Consider the following 20,396-nt stretch of genomic DNA (forward strand, 5'->3'; position numbering starts at 1 on the left):
ACAGTGACCGACGCCCACACGGCCGGCCCCTTCATCGCGGCCATCGACCAGGGCACGACCTCCAGCCGCTGCATCGTCTTCGACCGCGACGGCCGTATCGTCTCCGTCGACCAGAAGGAGCACGAGCAGATCTTCCCGAAGCCGGGCTGGGTCGAGCACAACGCCAATGAGATCTGGACCAACGTCCAGGAAGTCGTCGCCGGAGCCATTCAGAAGGCCGGCATCACCCGTGACGACATCAAGGCCATCGGCATCACCAACCAGCGCGAGACCACCGTGCTGTGGGACAAGAACACCGGCGAGCCCGTCCACAACGCCCTCGTCTGGCAGGACACCCGCACCGACGCGCTCTGCCGGGAACTCGGCCGCAACGTCGGCCAGGACCGCTTCCGCCGCGAGACCGGCCTGCCGCTCGCGTCCTACTTCTCCGGCCCGAAGGCCCGCTGGCTGCTCGACAACGTCGAGGGCCTGCGGGAGCGCGCCGAGGCCGGCGACATCCTCTTCGGCACCATGGACACCTGGGTCATCTGGAACCTGACGGGCGGTGTCAACGGCGGCAAGCACGTCACCGACGTCACCAACGCCTCCCGCACCCTTCTCATGAACCTGCACACCATGCAGTGGGACGACAAGATCGCCGAGTCCATCGGCGTCCCGCTCCAGATCCTGCCCGAGATCCGCTCCTCCGCCGAGGTCTACGGCGAGGTCACCGGCGGCAAGCTCGGCGACCTGCTCGGCGGCATCCCGGTCGCCTCCGCGCTCGGCGACCAGCAGGCGGCCCTGTTCGGCCAGTGCTGCTTCTCCGAGGGCGAGGTCAAGTCCACCTACGGCACCGGCACCTTCATGGTGATGAACACCGGTGACAAGATCATCAACTCCTATGCGGGTCTGCTGACCACGGTCGGCTACAAGATCGGCGACCAGCCGACCGTGTTCGCGCTGGAGGGCTCGATCGCCGTCACCGGTTCGCTGGTGCAGTGGATGCGCGACCAGATGGGCCTGATCTCCACCGCGGCCGAGATCGAGACGCTCGCGCTCTCGGTCGAGGACAACGGCGGCGCCTACTTCGTGCCGGCCTTCTCCGGCCTGTTCGCCCCGCACTGGCGCTCCGACGCCCGCGGTGTGATCGCCGGCCTGACCCGGTACGTCACCAAGGCGCACCTCGCCCGTGCCGTCCTGGAGGCCACCGCCTGGCAGACCCGGGAGATCGCCGACGCCATGGTCAAGGACTCCGGTGACGAGCTGGTGGCCCTGAAGGTCGACGGCGGCATGACCTCCAACAACCTGCTGATGCAGACGCTCTCGGACGTCCTGGACGCACCGGTGGTGCGCCCGATGGTCGCCGAGACCACCTGCCTCGGCGCCGCCTACGCCGCCGGTCTCGCCGTCGGCTTCTGGTCCAGCACCGACGAACTGCGCGCCAACTGGCGCCGGGCCGCCGAATGGACCCCCCACATGGACGCGGAGACCCGCGACCGTGAGTACAAGAACTGGCTCAAGGCCGTCGACCGGACCATGGGCTGGATCGAGGACGAGGACTGAGCGGCTCGGACCGCCCAGCCAACTCTGACTAGGAGTAAGAACCCGACATGACCAGTCAGTCCACCCTGCAGTCCGTGCCTGCCCTGGGGACGCACCCGGCCTCCGGCTCCAACCCGAGCCGGGCCGAGACCAGGGAGCAGCTCTCCAAGGCGTCGTACGACCTCCTCGTGATCGGCGGCGGCATCCTGGGCATCTCCACCGCCTGGCACGCCGCGCAGTCCGGCCTCAGGGTGGCTCTGGTCGACGCCGGCGACTTCGCCGGCGCCACCTCCTCCGCCTCCTCCAAGCTCCTCCACGGCGGTCTGCGCTACCTGCAGACCGGCGCGGTGAAGCTGGTGGCGGAGAACCACTTCGAGCGCCGTGCGGTCTCCCGCCAGGTGGCCCCCCACCTGGCGAACCCGCTCACGTTCTACCTCCCCGTGTACAAGGGCGGGCCGCACGGCGCTGCGAAGCTCGGAGCGGGCGTCTTCGCCTACTCCGCGCTCTCCGCGTTCGGTGACGGAGTGGGTCACCTGCTCAGCCCGGCGAAGGCCGCACAGGACGTGCCGGAGCTGCGCACCGAGAACCTCAAGGCCGTGGCCGTGTACGGCGACGACCAGATGAACGACTCGCGCATGGCCCTGATGACGGTCCGCGCGGCGGTCGAGGCGGGCGCGGTCGTCCTCAACCACGCGGAGGTCACCGGCCTTCGCTTCACCAAGGGCCGGGTCACCGGCGTCGACCTCAGGGACCGGCTCACCGGTGAGGAGTTCGGCGCCAACGCCCGCCTGGTGCTGAACGCGACCGGCCCCTGGGTCGACACCCTCCGCAGGATGGAGGACCCGAATGCGGCACCGTCGATCCGTCTGTCGAAGGGCGCGCATCTGGTCCTGAAGCGGACGTCTCCGTGGAAGGCCGCGCTCGCGACCCCCATCGACAAGTACCGCATCACGTTCGCCCTCCCCTGGGAGGACATGCTCCTGCTCGGCACGACCGACGAGGAGTACGAGGGTGACCCGGCGGACGTCGCGGTCAACGAGAAGGACATATCCCAGATCCTCGACGAGGCCGCCTTCTCCGTCCGTGACCAGCAGCTCGGCCGTGACCTGATCACCTACGCCTTCGCGGGTCTGCGTGTGCTGCCGGGCGGCCCCGGCGACACCGCCAAGGCAAAGCGCGAGACCGTGGTGACCGAGGGCAAGGGCGGCATGCTCTCCGTCGCGGGCGGCAAGTGGACCACCTTCCGGCACATCGGCCGCACGGTGATGCAGAAGCTGGAAGCGCTGCCGGGCCACCCGCTCGGCGACGACTTCGAGCCGATCTCCTCGCTGCCGAAGAAGATGCCCCTGCCCGGTGTCGCCAACCCGCGCGCGGTCGCCCACCGCCTCCTGGTGGACCACCCGGCGCCAGGCCCGCGCATGGCCGCCGACACCGCGAAGCACCTGGCCACGCACTACGGTTCGCTGGCCTTCGACATCGCCCGCATCGCCAACGAGAACCCCGAGCTGGCGGAGCGCGTCCACCCCGACGCGCCCGAGATCTGGGCGCAGGTCGTCTGGGCCCGCGACCATGAGTGGGCCGAGACGCCGGACGACGTGCTGCGCCGCCGTACGACGCTGACGATCCGCGGCGTGGCCACGGACGAGGTCCGCGCCAAGGTCCAGGACATGCTCGACAAGAAGTAGGCGCTCGGTGCCGGCCGCACTCCCCTGACCGGGCCGGCACCGTCGGACCGGCCCCCTCCGCACCGGGGCCGGACACACGGGAGGGGCGGCTCCACGCCGATGGAGCCGCCCCTCCCTTTTCGCGTGTGCCCCCCATAATGTGCTGAGACATCGGATGTCTGGGCGACAGGAGGCATGCCATGGCAGTCACCGACGAGGCGATCGAGAAGATCAAGGACATGATCGTCTCCGGTGCGCTGCGGCCCGGTGACCGGCTGCCCAAGGAGAGTGAACTCGCCGCCGAGCTCGGACTGTCCCGCAACTCCCTGCGCGAGGCCGTGCGCGCCCTGTCGCTGATCCGGATCCTGGACGTGCGGCAGGGCGACGGCACGTACGTCACCAGCCTGGACCCGCAGTTGCTCCTGGAGGCCCTGAGCTTCGTCGTCGACTTCCACCGCGACGACACGGTGCTGGAGTTCCTGGCGGTGCGCCGCATCCTGGAGCCGGCCGCCACGGCGATGGCGGCCACCCGGATCAGCGAGCAGCAACTGGACGTGCTCTCCGCTCAGTTGGACGCGCTGGGCGCGGCGCCCTCGGTGGAGGAGCTGGTCGCCTGCGACCTGGAGTTCCACCGGGGGATCGTGCAGAGCTCCGGCAACTCGGTCCTGTGCTCCCTGCTCGACGGTCTGTCCGGGCCGACCACGCGGGCGCGGATCTGGCGTGGGCTGACGCAGGAGGACGCGGTCGGGCGCACGCTGCGCGAGCACGGGGCGATCCTGGCCGCGCTGCGGGACCGGGACGCGGAGGCGGCGCGCTCGTGGGCGACCGTGCACATCGCGAGCGTGGAGCAGTGGCTGCGCAGCTCTCTGTGAAGTCCCTGTGGCGAAGCGGTGGGGCCGGCTTTCACCGAGGGGTGTTCGAGGGTGGCGAACGGGGCAGTGATCCGTTCACTCCCCCGTGCAAGGGGGCTGCGGCCGTCCCCGCCGGACGCCGTAAGGTTGGGACGTACGCGAGGGCACGTCGGAAGGAGGCGCTGGGTGATCGAGCTGGAGGGAGTTCCCGAGCTGATCGACCCAGTCATGGTGGCCGCGTTCGAGGGCTGGAACGATGCCGGCGACGCCGCCTCCACCGCGGTCGCACACCTGGAGCGGGAGTGGAAGGGCGAGGTGTTCGCGGCCCTTGACGCCGAGGACTACTACGACTTCCAGGTGAACCGCCCCACGGTGTGGATGGACGCCGGTGTCCGCAAGATCACCTGGCCGACGACAAGGCTGTCGGTGGTCCGGGTCGGCGGCGAGAAGCCGCGCGACCTGGTGCTGGTCCGGGGCATCGAACCGTCCATGCGCTGGCGCTCGTTCTGCAACGAGCTCCTCGGCTTCGCACACGAGCTGGGCGTCGAGTTGGTCGTCGTGCTGGGCGCCCTGCTCGGTGACACCCCGCACACCCGTCCGGTGCCGGTCAGCGGTGTCACCTCCGACCCGGACCTGGCCCAGCGGATGGACCTGGAGGAGACCAAGTACGAGGGCCCGACGGGCATCGTGGGCGTCCTCCAGGAGGCGTGCACGCACGCGGGTGTCCCGGCGGTGTCGCTGTGGGCCGCTGTACCGCACTATGTGTCGCAGCCGCCGAACCCGAAGGCGACGCTGGCGCTGCTCAACCGGCTGGAGGACCTGCTCGACCTGCGCATTCCGCTGGGCGAGCTGCCCGAGGACGCGCGGGCCTGGCAGGTGGGCGTGGACCAGCTGGCCGCCGAGGACAGCGAGGTCGCCGAGTACGTGCAGACGCTGGAGGAGGCCCGGGACACCGCCGAGCTGCCGGAGGCGTCGGGCGAGGCGATCGCCCGCGAGTTCGAACGCTACCTGCGGCGCAGGGACGTCAGCCCGCCCGGCGGGCACGCGACGGCGGACGGCGGGGACGGGACGTCGTATCTGCGGGACAACCCGAGCGGCCGGACCCGGCCCCCGAAGCCGCCGAAGCCTGGCAGCACGGGGAACCCCGGAGCCACCGAGAACGACGACGAGGACACCTCGGAGGACTGAGCGGGGGCGGTACGCGAGCGGCGTACCGCCCCTTCGTCATGTCCCGACGGCGGTCATGGAGTACGTCGGCCCGCGATGCCCGACGGCGGTCTCGACGGGAAGCGGCCGGATGACGGCGTGACATCTGTTTCAGGACGGATTGCACACGTTACCCAATTCAACTTATTACCAAACCGAGTTGCCGAAACCGGTCTGTACGGCTCGCTCCAGGAGTGGTTGGTTGTGCTGCGTGGCGGCCGCCCGCACCGACCGAAGGGAGCGGTACCGATGACCGACCAGACAGTGCCGGCACAGGGCCCGGGGACTTCCGGGCCGGGGCCCGACGGAGCGGGGTTCACTTATCGCGGAGCCGAACAGGAACTGATCGTCGTCGCGCGTCCCGAGGCCCGGCTGCGTGCGCGGGCCGACGGGGTCCGCTCGGCTGCGGGCGCCGATCTGTCGGCCCTCGCGATGTTCCTCGGCGACGAACAGCTCGCCCTGGAGCCGCTGTTCGGCAGCGAGGAGCGGGTGCGGCAGTCCGGCGCCGAGGGCATACCCGACCTCACGCTGTTCTACCGGGTGCGCGGCGGGGAGAGCCGGGCGCAGGAGCTGCGCGCGCGGATGGCCGCGCTGCCGGGGATCGACACGGCGTACGTCAAGCCGGGCGCGGTGCCGGCCACGGTCGCGGACGACGAGCGGCGGCGGAAGGAGGGCGCCCCGGTCACTCCGGACTTCAGCGGCCGTCAGGGGTATCTGCGCCCGGCGCCGGAGGGGGTCGACGCCCACTGGGCCTGGCAGCGGCCCGGAGGGTCCGGGCAGGGTGTGACGGTGGTCGACGTCGAGGGGGCGTGGCAGCTCGGTCACGAGGACCTGGCCGCGAAGCTGGCGGGGGTTGTCGTCGGGACACCCCTTTCCGACCTCGCCTGGCGCAACCACGGCACCGCCGTGATCGGGGTGCTCGGCGGCGACCGCACCGAGTACGGCATCACCGGGATCGTGCCAGACGCGGTGACCGCGGCCGCGTCCTTGCAGGGAGCCGGCACCGCGGGGGCGATCCACGCGGCGGCCGACCGGCTCGGCCCCGGTGACCTCGTGCTGGTCGAACTCCAGCGCCCGGGGCCGCGGTTCGAGTACGCGGACCGCGACGACCAGCGCGGTTACATCCCCCTCGAATGGTGGCCGGACGACTACGCGGCCGTACGGTACGCCGCTTCCCGGGGCGTCCTCGTCGTGGCGGCCGCCGGGAACGGGGGCGAGTCCCTGGACGACGCGGTGTACGAGCGCCGCCCCGACGGTTTCCCGTCCTGGTGGCGCAACCCCTTCGACCCGGGCAACCCGTCCTCCGGCGCGGTCCTGGTCGGCGCGGGCGCCCCGCCGCCCGGCACGCACGGCCGTGACCACGGCCCGGACCGGTCGCGGCTGGCGTTCTCGAACTACGGCGCCCGTGTGGACGCCCAGGGCTGGGGACGCGAGGTCACCACCACCGGCGGTTTCTGGGACCGGCCCGGCGACCTCCAGGGCGGGCCGGAGGAGATCGCCTGGTACACGGACACGTTCTCCGGGACGTCCTCCGCCGCTCCGGTGGTGGCGGGCGCGCTGGCCGCGCTGCAGGGCATGCTCAAGGCAGCCGCCCAGCCCCCGATGTCCCCGGAGCGCGCCCGTGAGGTGCTGCGGGCCACGGGCTCCCCGCAGCAGGACGCACCGGGCCGGCCCGCCTCCCAGCGGATCGGCAGCCGGCCCGACGTCAAGGCGGCGGTCACCCATCTGCTGCCGCAGGCGGTCGGCTCGGGCCGCGCGGAGCGGTACTGGGACGAGCTGCTGCCGTACCCCCGTGAACTCCCGCCCAGGCTACGGCTGTTCGTGGCCGGCTCCTGGCGGAACCTGAATCGTCCGTCCCCCGAGATCCGCCAGGCGGTGCATACCGCCTTCGCGGGGGGACGGCCCGACGTCCGCGTGTGGTTCGCGGACGACGAGATCGTCGGCCTGGTCGTCACGGGCTGACGGGACATCACCGAACAAGTCTCCATCAAGGGAAGGTGACACCTCATGAGCACCACCCCGCAGATGAGCCACCTGGGACAGCAGTTCCCGACCACCTCGCCCCAACAGCAGCCGTACCCCATGGGCACGTACGGCATGGGCACGTACGGCATGGGCGGCTCGCTGGAGCAGCTCCAGCAGCTCGGGCAGCAGCAGCCGTACCAGCAGCTGGCGCAGCAGCTCGGACAGCAGCAGGGTCAGGGCGAGCAGCTGGTGCAGCAGCAGCTCCAGCAGGTCACGCAGGCCGCGATCCAGCAGGTCTCGGCACAGGTACTGCAGGCCGGCGTCGCCAACGGCTTCATCGACATCGTGCAGCCGCTGCCCGGTCAGCCGCAGCAGATCTTCCTGCGCTTCCCGGACGGCTTCCGGGTCCTCAACAACCCGACCCAGCAGGCCCACGACGAGATCCAGGAGGCGTTCGCCTTCGGCCACCAGGTGATCGGCGTCTGGGACAGCGCGTCACCGGCGATCCTGCGCAGTGTGCGGGTGCAGAAGCTCTGACCGGTGAGCGGCTGACCTGCGAGTAGACGAAGGGGCGCTTCCTCCGCGGAGGAAGCGCCCCTTCCGGCTGTTCAGAGAGGGCCGCTCAGAGAGCAACGCCCAGCAGGGCGTCCACGGCGCGCGACACGACGCCGGGAGCGCCGGTGTCGGTGCCGCCCCGCTCGTCCTGGAGCGCCACCCACCGGTCCACGGCGGCCAGCGCGGCCGGGGCGTCCAGGTCGTCGGCGAGGGCCTCGCGGATCTCCTCGACGAGGGCGTCGGCGGGCGGGCCGTCGGGCCGGGAGACGGCGGCCCGCCAGCGGCCGAGCCGGGCCACCGCGTCCGCCAGCACCTGGTCGGTCCACTCCCAGTCGGCGCGGTAGTGGTGGGCGAGGAGGGCGAGCCGGATGGCGGCGGGGTCGACGCCGTCGCGGCGCAGCTGGGAGACGAAGACGAGGTTGCCCTTGGACTTGGACATCTTCTCGCCGTGCAGGGCGACCATGCCGGCGTGGACGTACGCCTTGGCCATGGGGAACTCGCCGGTCAGCACCTGGGCGTGCGAGGCGCCCATCTCGTGGTGCGGGAAGGCCAGGTCGGAGCCGCCGCCCTGGACGTCGAAGCCCATGCCGAGGTGGTCCAGGGCGATGGCGACGCACTCGATGTGCCAGCCGGGGCGGCCCCGGCCGAGCGAACCGCCGTCCCAGCTGGGCTCGCCCTCGCGGGCGGCCATCCACAGCATCGGGTCGAGCGGGTTCTTCTTGCCCGGACGGTCCGGGTCACCGCCGCGTTCGGCGGACAGCAGTCGCATGGCCGCGGCGTCGAGGTTCGAGACCTTGCCGAAGTCCGGGTCGGACTCGACGGAGAAGTAGATGTCGCCTTCGAGTTCGTAGGCGGCGCCCGCGTCGCGCAGTCGCTCCACGAGCGGAACGATGCCGGGTATCGCCTCGACGGCCCCTATGTAGTGCTTCGGCGGGAGCATCCGCAGGGCGGTCATGTCCTCGCGGAAGAGCACCGTCTCCTTCTCGGCCAGGGCGACCCAGTCGACGCCGTCGCGTTCCGCGCGCTCGAGCAGCGGATCGTCGATGTCGGTGACGTTCTGGACGTAGTGGACCTGCCGCTTGGTGTCGAGCCACACGCGCTGAACCAGGTCGAACGCGTTGTAGGTCGCCGCATGACCCATGTGGGTCGCGTCGTACGGGGTGATGCCGCAGACGTAGATACGGGCGACGGGACCGGGGTCAAGGGTGACCGGACCACCGGTCGCGGTGTCGTGGATCCTCAGGTCGCGGCCCTGACCAGGCAGGGCGGGGACCTCGGAAGCGGGCCAGGCATGCATGTACATGAGCCTAACCGGCCAGAAGTTCGGTATACGAACCGGACCAGGCCGGATGACCGGAAAGGCGATCTTGCGGTTTGGCTACCGGTGTGCTTTTCCGCGGCTACACGGGGGGCCAGGGGATCGCCGGCCAGTCCCCGCTCGGCTCGGGGTGCTTCCCGGACGTGAGCAACGCCTCGACACGCGCGCGCGTGGCGTCCAGCTCCGAGCCGGTGATCAGCCCGGCCAGGCGCACGCCGAGCGCGCCGCCGTCGCCCAGGGCGTCGTTGAGTCCCTTGAGGACGTCGACCGCCTCCGGGGTGAGCGGCTCCCCCGCCCAGCCCCACAGCAGGGTGCGCAGCTTGTTCTCGGCGTTGAAGGTGACGCCGTGGTCGATGCCGTAGAGCTGCCCGTCGGTGGTGGGCAGCAGGTGGCCGCCCTTGCGGTCGGCGTTGTTGATCACCGCGTCGAGGACGGCGAGCCGCCGCAGCCGCTCGTCGTCGGTGTGCACCAGCAGCGCGGTCCTGCCTTCACCGACCTCGGCGAAGCCGATCGCCTTCCAGCCCGGCCCCGGCTCCTCGTCGTCGACGAGGGCGAGGAGCTCGGTCTCGGGTGCCACGTCGATCCACAGCTGGCACATCCCCTCGCCGTACGGCCCGTCGCGCAGCACGGTGGGCGGCACGAGCCCCCAGCCGGTGGCCTCGGAGACCTCGTAGGCGGCCACCTCGCGCTCGGCCAGGGTGCCGTCGGGGAAGTCCCACAGCGGACGCTCCCCGGCGACGGGCTTGTACACGCAGGACGCCTCCTGCCCGTCGTACACGACCGTGCAGAACAGCGCCGCGTTGGACGCCTCGCGGATGCGGCCGCGCACCTTCAGCTCGCCTTGGGCGAGCAGTTCGGCGGCGGTCAGGCTCCGCGGCGGTATCCGTTCTGACGCGGGCATACGTGTCCTTCCGGATCGAGTGGGAGGCTGCACAGCGGGCACGGCGGCCGTCCGGCGTTGACGACGTCGAGGGCGCGCTTGGCGAAGGCCCTGGCCTGCGTGCCGGTGAGCCGGACCCGCAGCATCGGGGGTCCGTTCTCCTCGTCCTGGAGCAGCCGCTCCTCGGCCTCCGCGAGGTCTTCGTCGGTGTCGGCGTCCAGCTCGACGAGCGCCTGGGCCTCGACGATCATGCGCTGTTCCTCGCCGTCCCAGGCGAGGGCCATGGTGCCGACGCGGAACTCCTCCTCGATGGGGGTGTCCAGCGGAGCCGTGTCGGCGATCTCCGTGGGAGCCATGGCGGGAACGGCGGCGTTGCCGCCACTACGGCGTACGACCTCGTCGAGCAGCTCGTCCATGCGCTCGGCGAGTGCGGCGACCTGGGTCTTCTCCAGGGCCACGCTGGTCACCCGGGAGCCGGCGGTGGCCTGGAGGAAGAACGTACGGCGCCCGGGCAGTCCGACCGTGCCGGCCACGAAGCGGTCCGGCGGATCGTAGAGGAACACCTGACGGGACACGTCCTGTCTCCATTGGAATCGAGAGTGCGTGAAGGTCCATGTGGGAACGCGAATGAGTGGACCGCTTCACCCTACTGCGGCCGACGATCACGGTGCGCCCGCACCACCCCCGACCGGTGCGTCTTCTCCCGGGGGTTCCTCGCGCGGGGCAAGCGAGGCGAAATCCCCGGTGTCGCCGAGACGAACGAGAAAAGGCCTCAGCCGGGTGTAGCGGATCGCGGTGACGGAACACGGTTCGACGGAGATCCGCTGGAAGAGGTCGAGATGGAGGCCGAGCGCGTCCGCGACGAGGGACTTGATGATGTCGCCGTGCGAGCACATGAGGTACACGGCGTCGGCACCGTGATCGCGCTCCACGCGCGCGTTCCACTCGCGTACCGCCTCGGCGGCGCGGGTCTGCATCGCCCGCATGGACTCCCCGCCGGGGAACGCGGCCGCGGACGGGTGTGCCTGCACCACCTCCATCAGCGGCTCGTCCTTGAGCTCGGCGAGCTTGCGGCCGGACCAGTCGCCGTAGTGGCACTCCCCGATCCGCTCGTCGGTGTGCGCGCGCAGTCCGGGCCTGGCGTCGAGAAGGGGCCGGATCGTCTCCTGGCAGCGCTGCAGCGGGCTGGTGACGACTTCCGAGATCGGCAGGGCGTCGAGCCGTGCGGGCAGCGCGGCGGCCTGTGCGGCGCCGCGCTCGTCGAGGGCGACTCCCGGCGTCCAGCCGGCGAGCACTCCCGCGGTGTTGGCGGTGGAACGTCCGTGCCTTACGAGGATCAGCGTGGGCATGCGGCCCAGGGTAGGCGCAGACCGGAATGCGCAGGCCTGGGGGCGAGGGGAGAATACGCTGCGTGATCGTCGACTGTGCCATCTACCGCGACGGGCACCGCACGGAGGGTCCCGAGGACTTCTCCGATGCCCTGGCTCAGGCACGTGCGCGGGGTGACAGCTTCCTCTGGATCGGCCTGTACGAGCCGACGGAGAAGGAGTTCGACCTGGTCACCGAGGAGTTCGGGCTGCACCCGCTGGCCGTGGAGGACGCCCTGAAGGCACACCAGCGGCCCAAGCTGGAGGTGTACGACGACTCGATGTTCGTGGTGCTGAAGCCGGTGACGTACGAGCCGAGGAGCGACCGGGTGACCTCCGGCGAGGTCATGCTCTTCATCGGCGACTCCTTCGTGGTGACCGTGCGCCACGGCGAGTGCTCACCGCTCGGCGGCATCCGGCGTGATCTGGAGCAGCAGCCGGAGATGCTGCGGCACGGTCCGACCGGGGTGCTGTACTCGATCACCGACGCGGTGGTCGACCACTACCTGGAGGTGGCCACGGAACTGGGCACCGACCTGGAGGAGCTGGAGGCCGAGGTGTTCTCGCCGTCCTTCGGCGGCACACGGCACACGGCGTCGCGGATCTACACCTTCAAGCGGCAGGTCCTGGAGTTCCGCCGGGCGACGGTGCCGCTGGCGGCGCCCCTGAGCAGGCTCGCGGGCCTGGGAGCCGCCGGCGGGGCCGTGCCGTTCGTGCACGAGAAGTCGCGCCCGTTCTTCCGGGACGCAAACGACCACCTCACGCGCGTGAACGAGTCCGTGGAGGGCCTGGACCGGTTGGTGTCGGACATTCTGTCGGCGCATCTGGCACAGATGAGCGTCCGGCAGAACGACGACATGCGGAAGATCTCGGCGTGGGCGGCGATGGCCGCGATCCCCACGATGATCGCGGGGATCTACGGGATGAACTTCGACCACATGCCGGAGCTGCACTGGCTGTGGTCGTATCCGGCGGTGATCGTGGCGGTGGTCGTACTGGAGGTGGGGCTGTACCGCCTGTTCAAGCGGCGCGGCTGGCTGTGAGAGGGCTTCAGACGAACCCGGGGGCGGTGGTCGCGGGCCCGCCGAGCGCATTGCGCTGCTCGGGCATCCTCAGGGACACCATCCGCCGCCAGCCGGCGAGCCGCTCCCACGCGTACACGGCGTGGATGCCGGCGGCCAGCACCGTGGACCTGGGCTTCGACCAGCCGAGGATGCGCCCCATGTGGACCATGACGGCGAGGCTGACGTCCCGGTAGATCCGGATCTCGGCGAGCGCGCACTCGCGCAGGGTCCGCTGGATGGCGCGGCCGTGGCCGGCGTGGGCGAGGCGGAGCAGTTCCTCGTGGCAGTAGGCGAGGTGGTTGTCCTCGTCCTGGGAGATCATCCGTACGGCGCGGCCGATGTCGGGGTGGTCGCCGAAGTACCTGCCCAGCAGTTCCATCTGCTCGGAGGCCCGCTGCTCGGTGACCCTGCTGTGGGCGAGGTAGGTGACGATGTCCTGCACGGTCAGCGGCCTGTCGGCCTTGAGCTTGTCGTGGGCGAGGCCGATGCCGTGTCGTTCGAGGAGCACGGTGTAGTCGGTGTCGGGCGGGACGGGGACGGGCCGCAGTCCGCGCTTCTTCATGAGGGAGTCGAAGATCCGGCCGTGCTTGTCCTCGTCGGCGCCGTGGCGGGTGATCTTGGGGGCGAGGTCGTGTTCGCTCTCCGGCACGAGCGCTGCGATACGCGCGTTCTCCCAGCCGCCCTGGGACTCCCCGCTGGCCGCGATGGAACAGAAGAGCCGGAAGGACTCGTCGTTGTCGAGGATCTCCTGGAACAGACTCTTGGCCGAAAGCATCGTGGGCACCTCTCTGCAGGACGCGAAGATTCCCCAGGATTCCTCAGGATTCCGCAGGTTTCCGCAGAGACCGAGTCAAATGCGGCGCCGCGGGCGCTGCAACAGGTACGTCGGAGAAGTGCGCCGAACGAAGGAGTGCCGGGGTCGTGCCGGCGGCGTAACCGCGCGGGCGCGGGCGCGTTGTTCCCCGTGACGGCCGTGGCGGGGAAGACCCCCGAGCCCCCACCACGGCCGCTGAAGAACCCTCGCCGAGTGTCCGTGTTACGCCAGTCCGGCCCGCTCCAGGGCCTCGCTGCCGGCGCGCAGGGAGGCGAGCCGCTCGTCGAGCGTGAAGCCCGCGGGAGCGAGGCTCAGGGTGGTGACCCCGGCTGCGGCGTAGGCCTTCATCCGGTCGGCGATGCGGTCCACGGAGCCGAGGAGCGTGGTGCGGTCGATGAGGTCCTGCGGAATCGCGGCCGCGGCGCCCTGCTTGTCGCCGGAGAGGTACTTCTCCTGGATCTCGGCGGCCTCCCGCTCGTACCCCATGCGCTGGGCGAGCTGGTTGTAGAAGTTCTGCTTGCTGCTGCCCATGCCGCCGACGTACAGGGCGGTGTAGGGCCGGAAGGTGTCGGCGAGCCGGGCCACGTCCTTGTCGTCGCCGACGGCGAGCGGCACGGTCGGGCAGATGTCGAACCCGTCGAGCGTCTTGCCGGCCTTCTCCCGTCCGGCCCTCAGGTACTTGACCGTGGTGTCCTCGAGGTGGTCGGCCGAGGGGAAGATGAGCAGGGCGCCGTCGGCGATCTCACCGGTCTGCTCGAGGTTCTTCGGCCCGATGGCGGCGATGTAGAGCGGGATGTGCTCACGCTGCGGGTGGACGGTCAGCTTGATCGCCTTGCCCGGCCCGCCAGGCAGCGGCAGCGTCCAGTGCTCGCCCTCGTACGACAGCCGCTCGCGCGTCATGGCCTTCCGCACGATCTCGACGTACTCGCGCGTGCGTGCCAGCGGCTTGTCGAACTTGACGCCGTACCAGCCCTCGGACACCTGCGGTCCGGACACGCCGAGCCCGAGCCGGAAACGGCCACCGGAGAGCGAGTCGAGGGTCGCGGCGGTCATCGCGGTCATCGCGGGCTGGCGGGCCGGGATCTGGAAGATCGCCGAGCCGACGTCGATGCGCTCGGTCTGCGCGGCGACCCAGCTGAGCACAGTGGCCGCGTCGGAGCCGTACGCCTCGGCGGCCCAGCAGACGGCGTAGCCGAGCCGGTCGGCCTCCTGCGCGACGGCCAGATTGTCCGCGTCCATCCCGGCGCCCCAATAGCCGAGGTTGATCCCGAGCTGCATGACCGAATCCCCTTACCCGTGAGTAACGTCCCTGTGGGGGCGACCCTAGCGCGAGAGGCCGGACCATGGGGCTGACCGGCGCGCCCGCACTGGAACCACGAGCGGGAAATCGGTTATCCACAGGCAACCCACGGCAGTGTTCTGGCCAGTAATCTCGGCGGACATGGAGCAGAGGCATCTCGGCCGTACCGGCCTGCGCGTGTCCCGCATCGGACTCGGCACCCTCACCTGGGGCCGGGACACCGAGGAGCACGACGCCGCGGACATGCTGAAGGCGTTCTGGGCGGCGGGCGGGACCCTCGTCGACACCGCGGACGTGTACGGCGACGGCGAGGCCGAGTACCTGCTCGGGCGGCTCATGGAAAGGCTCGTGCCACGCCGTGATCTGATCATCTCGACGAAGGCGGGGAGCGTACCGGACCCGGACCGCCGCTTCGACGGCTCGCGCGGTCATCTGCTCGCCGCGCTGGACGCCTCGCTCGCCCGCCTCGGCACGGACCACGTCGACCTCTGGCATGTGCACGCCTTCGACCCGGACACCCCGCTGGAGGAGACCCTCCAGGCCCTCGACCTCGCGGTGAGCAGCGGCCGCGCCCGCTATGCCGGTGTCTCCAACTTCTGCGGCTGGCAGCTCGCCAAGGCGGCGACCTGGCAGCTCGCGGCCCCGGGCACGCGCACCCGGCTGGCGAGCACGCAGTTGGAGTACTCCCTGCTCCAGCGCGGAGTGGAACGCGAGGTGCTGCCCGCCGCGCTCGACCTGGGCGTCGGCCTGCTGCCGTCCTCCCCGCTCGGCCGCGGCGTCCTGACCGGCAAGTACCGCCGTGCCACTCCCCCGGACTCACGCGGGGCCTCGGAGCATCTGGCGCCGTTCGTGGCGCCGTATCTCGACGACACGGCGACCCGCATCGTGGACGCGGTGACGACGGCGGCCGACGGACTGGCGGTGACGCCGCTCCAGGTGGCCCTCGCCTGGGTCCGCGACCGGCCCGGTGTAGCCGCCCCGATCGTCGGCGCACGCAACGCACAGCAGCTCACGGCGGCATTGTCAGTGGAGGCCCTTAGTCTTCCTGACGAGATCTGCCGGGCGCTCGACGACGTGTCGGCGCCCCTGCACCGCTATCCCGATCACGACTGGAGCACGCTGTGAGCACGGAGCCGGAGACCACGGAGGAAGCCGAGCCGGGGCCCCCGGACGTCACGGACGCCGCGGAGACCACGGACTCCGGCACCGAGGGCGCGAAAGCCGCACCCGAAGTGTCCGAGGCAAAGGCCGAACTGGCGGCCCAGAAGGTCGAACGGGAGCGGATCGAGCGGCGCAAGGCCGAGAAGCAGGGGCCGATCGAGAGCGGCACCAAGCTCAGCGGCCAGGCTGCCGACCTGCTCGCGGCCGTACGGGCGGTGGAGAGCGGCGAGAAGCCCGCGGCCACGGTCTTCGGCGAACCGGCCCCCGCCCCGCGCAGACCGGCGCCGGAACCCGTGCACCGGCCGCAGCCCACCGCACCGGCCGCCGACCGGGCCGCCGCGCCCGCCGCCCCCGCCCCGGAAGCCGTCGACGCCGTACGCCGTGTGCTGACCGCGGCCGGTGCGCCCGAGACCCTCGCGCCCCAGATCGCGGCGGCTCTCGGCGAGGCCGCGGACGCCCGACTGCGGGAGGACCCCTGGCAGCTGCTGCGGGTCGCCGGTGTACGGCCGGACCAGGCCGACGGGTTCGCGCGGGCGCTGCTCGGCGCGGAGTGCGGCCCCGACGACGAGCGGCGCGGCCGGGCGGTGACCGGCTGGCTGCTGGAACAGGCGGCCCTGGCCGGGCACACCGCCCTGGAGCTGCCCGCGCTCACCGCCGCGCTGGCCCGGCAGAGCGTGCCTGATCCCGGCGAGGCCGTACAGAGCAGCGTCGCGGAGGGCGAGGCCCTGGTCTTCCAGGACGCCCTGGACGAGCCGGGAGCGCCGGCCCGGCAGGAGCGCCGGGAGGACGAGGAGGAGGACGGCGAGGAGCGTCCGGTCCGCGTCCTGGTCGGCCTGGAGCGGTACGCGCTCGCGGAGGAGAGCCTCGCCGACGGTCTGGCCCGCCTGATCAACTCCGTGCCGAAGGAGGACGGTCCTGCCGAAGCCTGGGAGCGGGCGGCCGCCGGTGCCCGGGGCTCCGCCGCCGAGCTGATCCGGGCGGTCGCGGCGAACGGGCTGGTGCTGCACACCGGTGGGCACGCGTCCCTGGCCGACCCGGCGCGCCTGCTGCACGAGGCACCTGGTCCGGGGCTGCGCGCCTGGGCCGTGGCGCACACGGACAGCGGCCGGGACGACTTCACGGCTCTGCTGACCGGACTCGACGTGCCGGACGGCCCGTCCGGTCGGCCGGGCCGCGGGTCCGCCACCGTGGCGGGGATGCTGTCCGGCGCCGAGGGCCCCGGGCGGGACTCGGACGGTGCGCTCGACCTCGACCTGCTGATCGTGCTCGACGCGCCCCAGTTGGACGTCGAGACGGCGGCCCTGCTCGTCGAGTCGCTGCCGGACGGCGCCCGGCTGGTGCTGGCCGGGGACCCCGCCGTCCTCTGGTCGGCCGGGCCCGGCCGGGTGTTCGCGGACCTGCTGTCGGCACGGGTGTGCCCGCAGGTCGCCTCGCGGGTGCCCGACCCCGGCCCGCTCGGCGAACTGGTCTCCGGCATCGGTGTCGGCGAGCTCAACCAGGTCGAGGCGCCCGGCAAGGAGATCGTCATCGTGCCGGTGCGGGACGCGGGCGAGGCCGTGCACCGGACCGTGCAACTGGTCGCGGACTCCGTACCGCGGGCCATCGGTGTCCCGGCCGAGGAAACGGTGGTGATCACCCCGGGGCACGGCGGGGCGGCGGGCACCCGCGCGCTCAACGCGGCGCTCAAGCAGCGGCTCAACCCGGGCCCCGGCCGCTTCGGCGGCTTCGACCCGGGTGACCGGATCGCCTACGCCCCCGCGCCGGGGCGTACGCTCCCGGGCCAGGTGGTGAAGGCCGATGCCGACGGGTTGCACCTGACGTGCTCGGGCGCCCCCGTCGTCGTACCGAGGGAGCGGGTGGAGCAGTCCGTGCGGCACGGGTGGGCGCTCACCGCGCACCAGGCCGCGGGCGGCCGGTGGCCGGCGGTGGTCGTGGTGCTGCCCGGCGACGCCGCGCAGGCCCTCAGCCGGCCCTGGGTGTACACGGCGTTCAGCCGGGCGGGCCGCCATCTGTCCGTGGTCCACGGCGTCGAGCAGGCACTGCCGAGGGCGGTCGCGGAGAGTGCGGCCAAGCCGCGCACGACGCGCCTGCCGGCACTGCTGAGGGCCCAGGTTCCAGCGTCCGGCTGAGCACGTCACGTCAGGCGGTGCCGCACGGGTCTCACGCCCGTACGGCTCCGCCACCGCTCCGGATCACCTTCCCGGATCGGCGATCCGACTCGGTCATACGAGTCGGTGATCCGGCTCAGCGGTCCAGCGGCTCCAGGTCCTCGTCGCCGTCCAGGTCGAGTTCGTCCTCCAGATCGTCGTCCTCGGCCTCGTCTTCGATTCCGTCTTCGATCTCGTCGTCGATCTCGTCGTCGAAGACCGCGCTGACGTCGAACCGGCAGACCACCCGCTCCGGATCGATCTGCTCGAACGGCGCCTCCAGCCACTCGCCGGGGTCGGCCGGGTCGTCCGCGGCGGTCACCCACAGCGTGGAGTCGCCCTCCTCCAGCCCGAACTCCTTGTGCCGGGAGGCGATCTCGTCCGGCTCGAACTCGCCGAACAGAACCCCGAGCGCCCCGTGCACCGTGCCGGAGGACTCCGTGCCCGCGCCGTCCTCGTACTCCGCCGCCTCGACCCGCTGGGCCTGCGCGAGCAGTCGCTGCGGCTCCGACACGGCGTAGTCGCGGCGGATCAGCACGCTGATCGCGCTCGGTTCCTCGGGGCCCGCGTACGGCGGCAGCGCTTCTTCCGTACCGGGGATCTCGAAGGGCGTGACCTCGTCGTAGCGGTCGTAGAGCAGCTCGTCGTACACCTCGGCGGCCGCGGCCAGCTGGTTGAACGCCTCGTAGACGGCCGGGTCGTCCTCCCCCGACCTGCGTTCGACCGCAGCCAGGTGACGGTCGAGCGCGGTCTTGACCGCCTCCGCGGCGGCGCGTACCTCGGCAGCGGTGGGCTGCGCAGCATCAGACATAGTGCAGACGCTATCCGTACGGGGCCCCAGCCCGCACAATAGATGCGATGCCGGAATACGAATTTGTCGACGTGTACGTACCGCGCGGGGTCTCCCGCAGGGAGGCGACGCGTCTGCTGACGGACCATGCCGAGTACGGACACTGGGAGTTGGACCGACTGAGCCTGATGCGCGACGGCAGCCGCAGGGTGCGGTTGCGCCGGCGGATCATCCGCCAGGTGCGCGCCACATGGTGACACAGGGAACATGATCGGAGCGGGCCCCGCATCGACGGGGCCCGCTCCGTTTCCCGTGGCGCTCACCGCGTTCGCGGGTTACGCCGAGGCGCGCGCCTTGCGGTAGAGCACCGCACCGGCGAGCAGCGTCCCCGCGCCCAGCGGCAGCACGATGCCGATCGGCAAGTCACTGCCGGTGTGGGCGAGCTGGGCGCCGGACACGGTCTGGGCGACCGCGGACTGCGCCCCGTGCGGGCCGAGGTGCGAGGAGCCTCCGGGGGTGCCCTGGCCTGAGGTGGGCGGGGTACCCGGGTGTCCGGGCTGACTCGGGTGGCCGGGCTGACCGGGCTGGCCCGGATGTCCGGGCATACCCGGGTGGCCCGGGTTCCCTGGGTTGCCAGGATTACCTGGGTTACCTGGATTACCAGGGTTACCTGGATTACCAGGGTTACCTGGATTACCAGGGTTACCTGGATTACCAGGGTTACCAGGGTTACCTGGATTACCAGGGTTGCCTGGGTTACCGGGCTGGCCCGGAGGTGTCCCGTGGCCGCCGCCCGGTGGCTGGGTCTGGTGGCCGCCCCCGGAACTGCCGTTGGCGCAGTCGTTGCCCGCGGTCGCGTTGCCGACGCCCACGACGTTGACGCTGTTGCCGCACACGTTGACCGGCACGTCGATCGGTGCCTGCACGGTGTTGCCCGAGCCGACGCCGGGCGAGCCGCCGGTGTGCCCGCCGGCGTGCGAGCCCCCATGGCCGCTGTGTCCGCCGGAGCCGCCGTTGCCGCCCGACGAACTGCCGCCGCCGTGGTTGGCGCACTTGTTGCCCACGGACGGGTTGAGAACGCCGACGACGTTCACGGTGTTGCCGCAGACGTTCACCGGCACGTGCACGGGTGCCTGCACGGTGTTGCCGGACAGTACGCCGGGCGAGCCCGAGGCGTAGCCGCTCGCGCCCGAGTCGGCGTGGGCGTAGCCGCCTGCCGCGGCGATCACTCCGGTGGCGGCCGCCACGGTCATCAGGCCTTTGCGGGTGCCCTGTCGCATTGGTGATTCCCCCTGCCTTCGATCCTGCTGCAAAATTCCTGCGCTGAATTCACACGGCGAACTCGCACACTAAATGCACACGCCGCATTCGCGCGCCGAATTCGCATGCCGCATTCGTGCGGCGAATTCCTTGCCAAAAGACCGGTCGGCCCCGGAGCGCATGGCGCGCGCTCCGGGGCCGACGGAAGAAACGCCCCTCAGGGAGTCGGCGTCACTGGTTGACGCAGGTGTTGCCGAAGGCGGGGTTCAGCAGCCCGATCACCGAGATCGTGTTGCCGCAGACGTTCACCGGGACGTGAACGGGCACCTGGATGACGTTGCCGGAAACGACACCCGGGGAGTTCACGGCAGCCCCCTGAGCGCCGGAGTCTGCGACGGCCAGGCCCGCACCCGCGAGTACCAGACCACCGGTGACAGCCGCAGCGGCGACGACCTTCTTGAGCATTGTTCCTCCTTGTTGGCAATGCGATCCCAAGCAGCGGATCACGTCACCTGTAACGAGGAGGGAGCAAT

19 protein-coding genes are annotated in these 20,396 nt (G+C 71.3%); 10 read left to right on the forward strand and 9 right to left on the reverse strand.

Annotated elements, in window-relative coordinates:
- Positions 1–3 precede the first annotated feature (3 nt).
- From glpK to ACIPSA_RS21870, 6 genes are all read left to right on the forward strand, one after another.
- Positions 4–1,542: a glycerol kinase GlpK gene (gene glpK, locus ACIPSA_RS21845; protein ID WP_402637454.1), complete on the forward strand. Its 1,539-nt coding sequence runs from the start codon at positions 4–6 to the stop codon at positions 1,540–1,542.
- A gap of 47 nt (positions 1,543–1,589) precedes the next feature.
- Entirely contained in the window at positions 1,590–3,206 is a 1,617-nt protein-coding gene (locus ACIPSA_RS21850) for an FAD-dependent oxidoreductase (protein ID WP_402637456.1), read from the forward strand.
- Positions 3,207–3,385: 179 nt separating this feature from the next.
- Positions 3,386–4,057, forward strand: coding sequence for a FadR/GntR family transcriptional regulator (locus tag ACIPSA_RS21855; RefSeq protein ID WP_402637458.1), 672 nt, complete (start codon positions 3,386–3,388; stop codon positions 4,055–4,057).
- A gap of 165 nt (positions 4,058–4,222) precedes the next feature.
- Entirely contained in the window at positions 4,223–5,224 is a 1,002-nt protein-coding gene (locus ACIPSA_RS21860) for a PAC2 family protein (protein WP_402637460.1), read from the forward strand.
- 267 nt (positions 5,225–5,491) lie between these two features.
- Entirely contained in the window at positions 5,492–7,204 is a 1,713-nt protein-coding gene (locus tag ACIPSA_RS21865; protein WP_402637462.1) for a S8 family peptidase, read from the forward strand.
- Positions 7,205–7,249: 45 nt separating this feature from the next.
- The gene (locus ACIPSA_RS21870; RefSeq protein ID WP_402637464.1) at positions 7,250–7,744 is read left to right on the forward strand and encodes a hypothetical protein; all 495 of its coding nucleotides are present in this window, start codon (positions 7,250–7,252) and stop codon (positions 7,742–7,744) included.
- Positions 7,745–7,829: 85 nt separating this feature from the next.
- Here the strand turns inward: ACIPSA_RS21870 and mshC are convergent, their stop codons facing one another.
- The 4 genes from mshC to ACIPSA_RS21890 form a co-directional block, all read right to left on the reverse strand.
- Complete coding sequence (mshC, locus tag ACIPSA_RS21875) at positions 7,830–9,059, reverse strand: cysteine--1-D-myo-inosityl 2-amino-2-deoxy-alpha-D-glucopyranoside ligase (protein ID WP_402637466.1); 1,230 nt, start codon at positions 9,057–9,059, stop codon at positions 7,830–7,832.
- A 103-nt stretch (positions 9,060–9,162) separates the two neighbouring features.
- The gene (locus ACIPSA_RS21880) at positions 9,163–9,981 is read right to left on the reverse strand and encodes an SCO1664 family protein (protein ID WP_402637468.1); all 819 of its coding nucleotides are present in this window, start codon (positions 9,979–9,981) and stop codon (positions 9,163–9,165) included.
- A complete protein-coding gene (locus tag ACIPSA_RS21885; RefSeq protein WP_402637469.1) occupies positions 9,945–10,535 on the reverse strand; it encodes a DUF3090 domain-containing protein in 591 nt (196 codons plus the stop codon). Before ACIPSA_RS21885 ends, ACIPSA_RS21880 begins: the two co-directional genes overlap by 37 nt.
- 87 nt (positions 10,536–10,622) lie before the next feature.
- Positions 10,623–11,309 carry a histidine phosphatase family protein gene (locus ACIPSA_RS21890; protein ID WP_402637471.1) on the reverse strand — a complete coding sequence of 229 codons (687 nt, stop codon included), beginning with the start codon at positions 11,307–11,309 and terminating at the stop codon, positions 10,623–10,625.
- 62 nt (positions 11,310–11,371) lie between these two features.
- Between ACIPSA_RS21890 and corA the strand changes: the two genes are divergently transcribed.
- Positions 11,372–12,370, forward strand: a complete 999-nt coding sequence (gene corA / locus ACIPSA_RS21895; protein ID WP_402637473.1) for a magnesium/cobalt transporter CorA — start codon at positions 11,372–11,374, stop codon at positions 12,368–12,370.
- Between the two features lie 7 nt (positions 12,371–12,377).
- Here corA and ACIPSA_RS21900 read toward each other — a convergent pair whose 3' ends face one another.
- On the reverse strand, positions 12,378–13,166 hold the full coding sequence (locus ACIPSA_RS21900; RefSeq protein WP_402637475.1) for a ferritin-like domain-containing protein: 789 nt from the start codon (positions 13,164–13,166) through the stop codon (positions 12,378–12,380).
- A gap of 261 nt (positions 13,167–13,427) precedes the next feature.
- Positions 13,428–14,483 (reverse strand): LLM class F420-dependent oxidoreductase, encoded by a 1,056-nt coding sequence (locus ACIPSA_RS21905; protein ID WP_402637477.1) that lies wholly within the window; start codon positions 14,481–14,483, stop codon positions 13,428–13,430.
- 163 nt (positions 14,484–14,646) lie between these two features.
- Here ACIPSA_RS21905 and ACIPSA_RS21910 point away from each other — a divergent pair, with 163 nt between their 5' ends.
- Together ACIPSA_RS21910 and ACIPSA_RS21915 are read left to right on the forward strand one after the other, a co-directional pair.
- Positions 14,647–15,630, forward strand: a complete 984-nt coding sequence (locus ACIPSA_RS21910; protein ID WP_402637479.1) for an aldo/keto reductase — start codon at positions 14,647–14,649, stop codon at positions 15,628–15,630.
- A complete protein-coding gene (locus ACIPSA_RS21915) occupies positions 15,627–17,795 on the forward strand; it encodes a helix-hairpin-helix domain-containing protein (protein WP_402637481.1) in 2,169 nt (722 codons plus the stop codon). The genes ACIPSA_RS21910 and ACIPSA_RS21915 overlap by 4 nt, the downstream gene beginning before the upstream one ends.
- 115 nt (positions 17,796–17,910) lie before the next feature.
- Here ACIPSA_RS21915 and ACIPSA_RS21920 read toward each other — a convergent pair whose 3' ends face one another.
- On the reverse strand, positions 17,911–18,624 hold the full coding sequence (locus ACIPSA_RS21920; protein WP_402637483.1) for a hypothetical protein: 714 nt from the start codon (positions 18,622–18,624) through the stop codon (positions 17,911–17,913).
- Positions 18,625–18,671: 47 nt separating this feature from the next.
- On the opposite strand from ACIPSA_RS21920, the gene ACIPSA_RS21925 reads away from it, so the two are divergent.
- A complete protein-coding gene (locus ACIPSA_RS21925; RefSeq protein ID WP_053654750.1) occupies positions 18,672–18,860 on the forward strand; it encodes a DUF5703 family protein in 189 nt (62 codons plus the stop codon).
- A gap of 78 nt (positions 18,861–18,938) precedes the next feature.
- On the opposite strand, the gene ACIPSA_RS21930 is transcribed toward ACIPSA_RS21925, so the two are convergent.
- Positions 18,939–19,883 carry a chaplin gene (locus tag ACIPSA_RS21930; RefSeq protein ID WP_402637486.1) on the reverse strand — a complete coding sequence of 315 codons (945 nt, stop codon included), beginning with the start codon at positions 19,881–19,883 and terminating at the stop codon, positions 18,939–18,941.
- Positions 19,884–20,094: 211 nt separating this feature from the next.
- Positions 20,095–20,328 carry a chaplin ChpH gene (chpH, locus tag ACIPSA_RS21935; RefSeq protein ID WP_402637488.1) on the reverse strand — a complete coding sequence of 78 codons (234 nt, stop codon included), beginning with the start codon at positions 20,326–20,328 and terminating at the stop codon, positions 20,095–20,097.
- Positions 20,329–20,396 lie beyond the last annotated feature (68 nt).

Source organism: Streptomyces sp. NPDC086549, from assembly GCF_044746205.1.
In the GTDB taxonomy this organism is placed as follows: Bacteria; Actinomycetota; Actinomycetes; order Streptomycetales; family Streptomycetaceae; genus Streptomyces.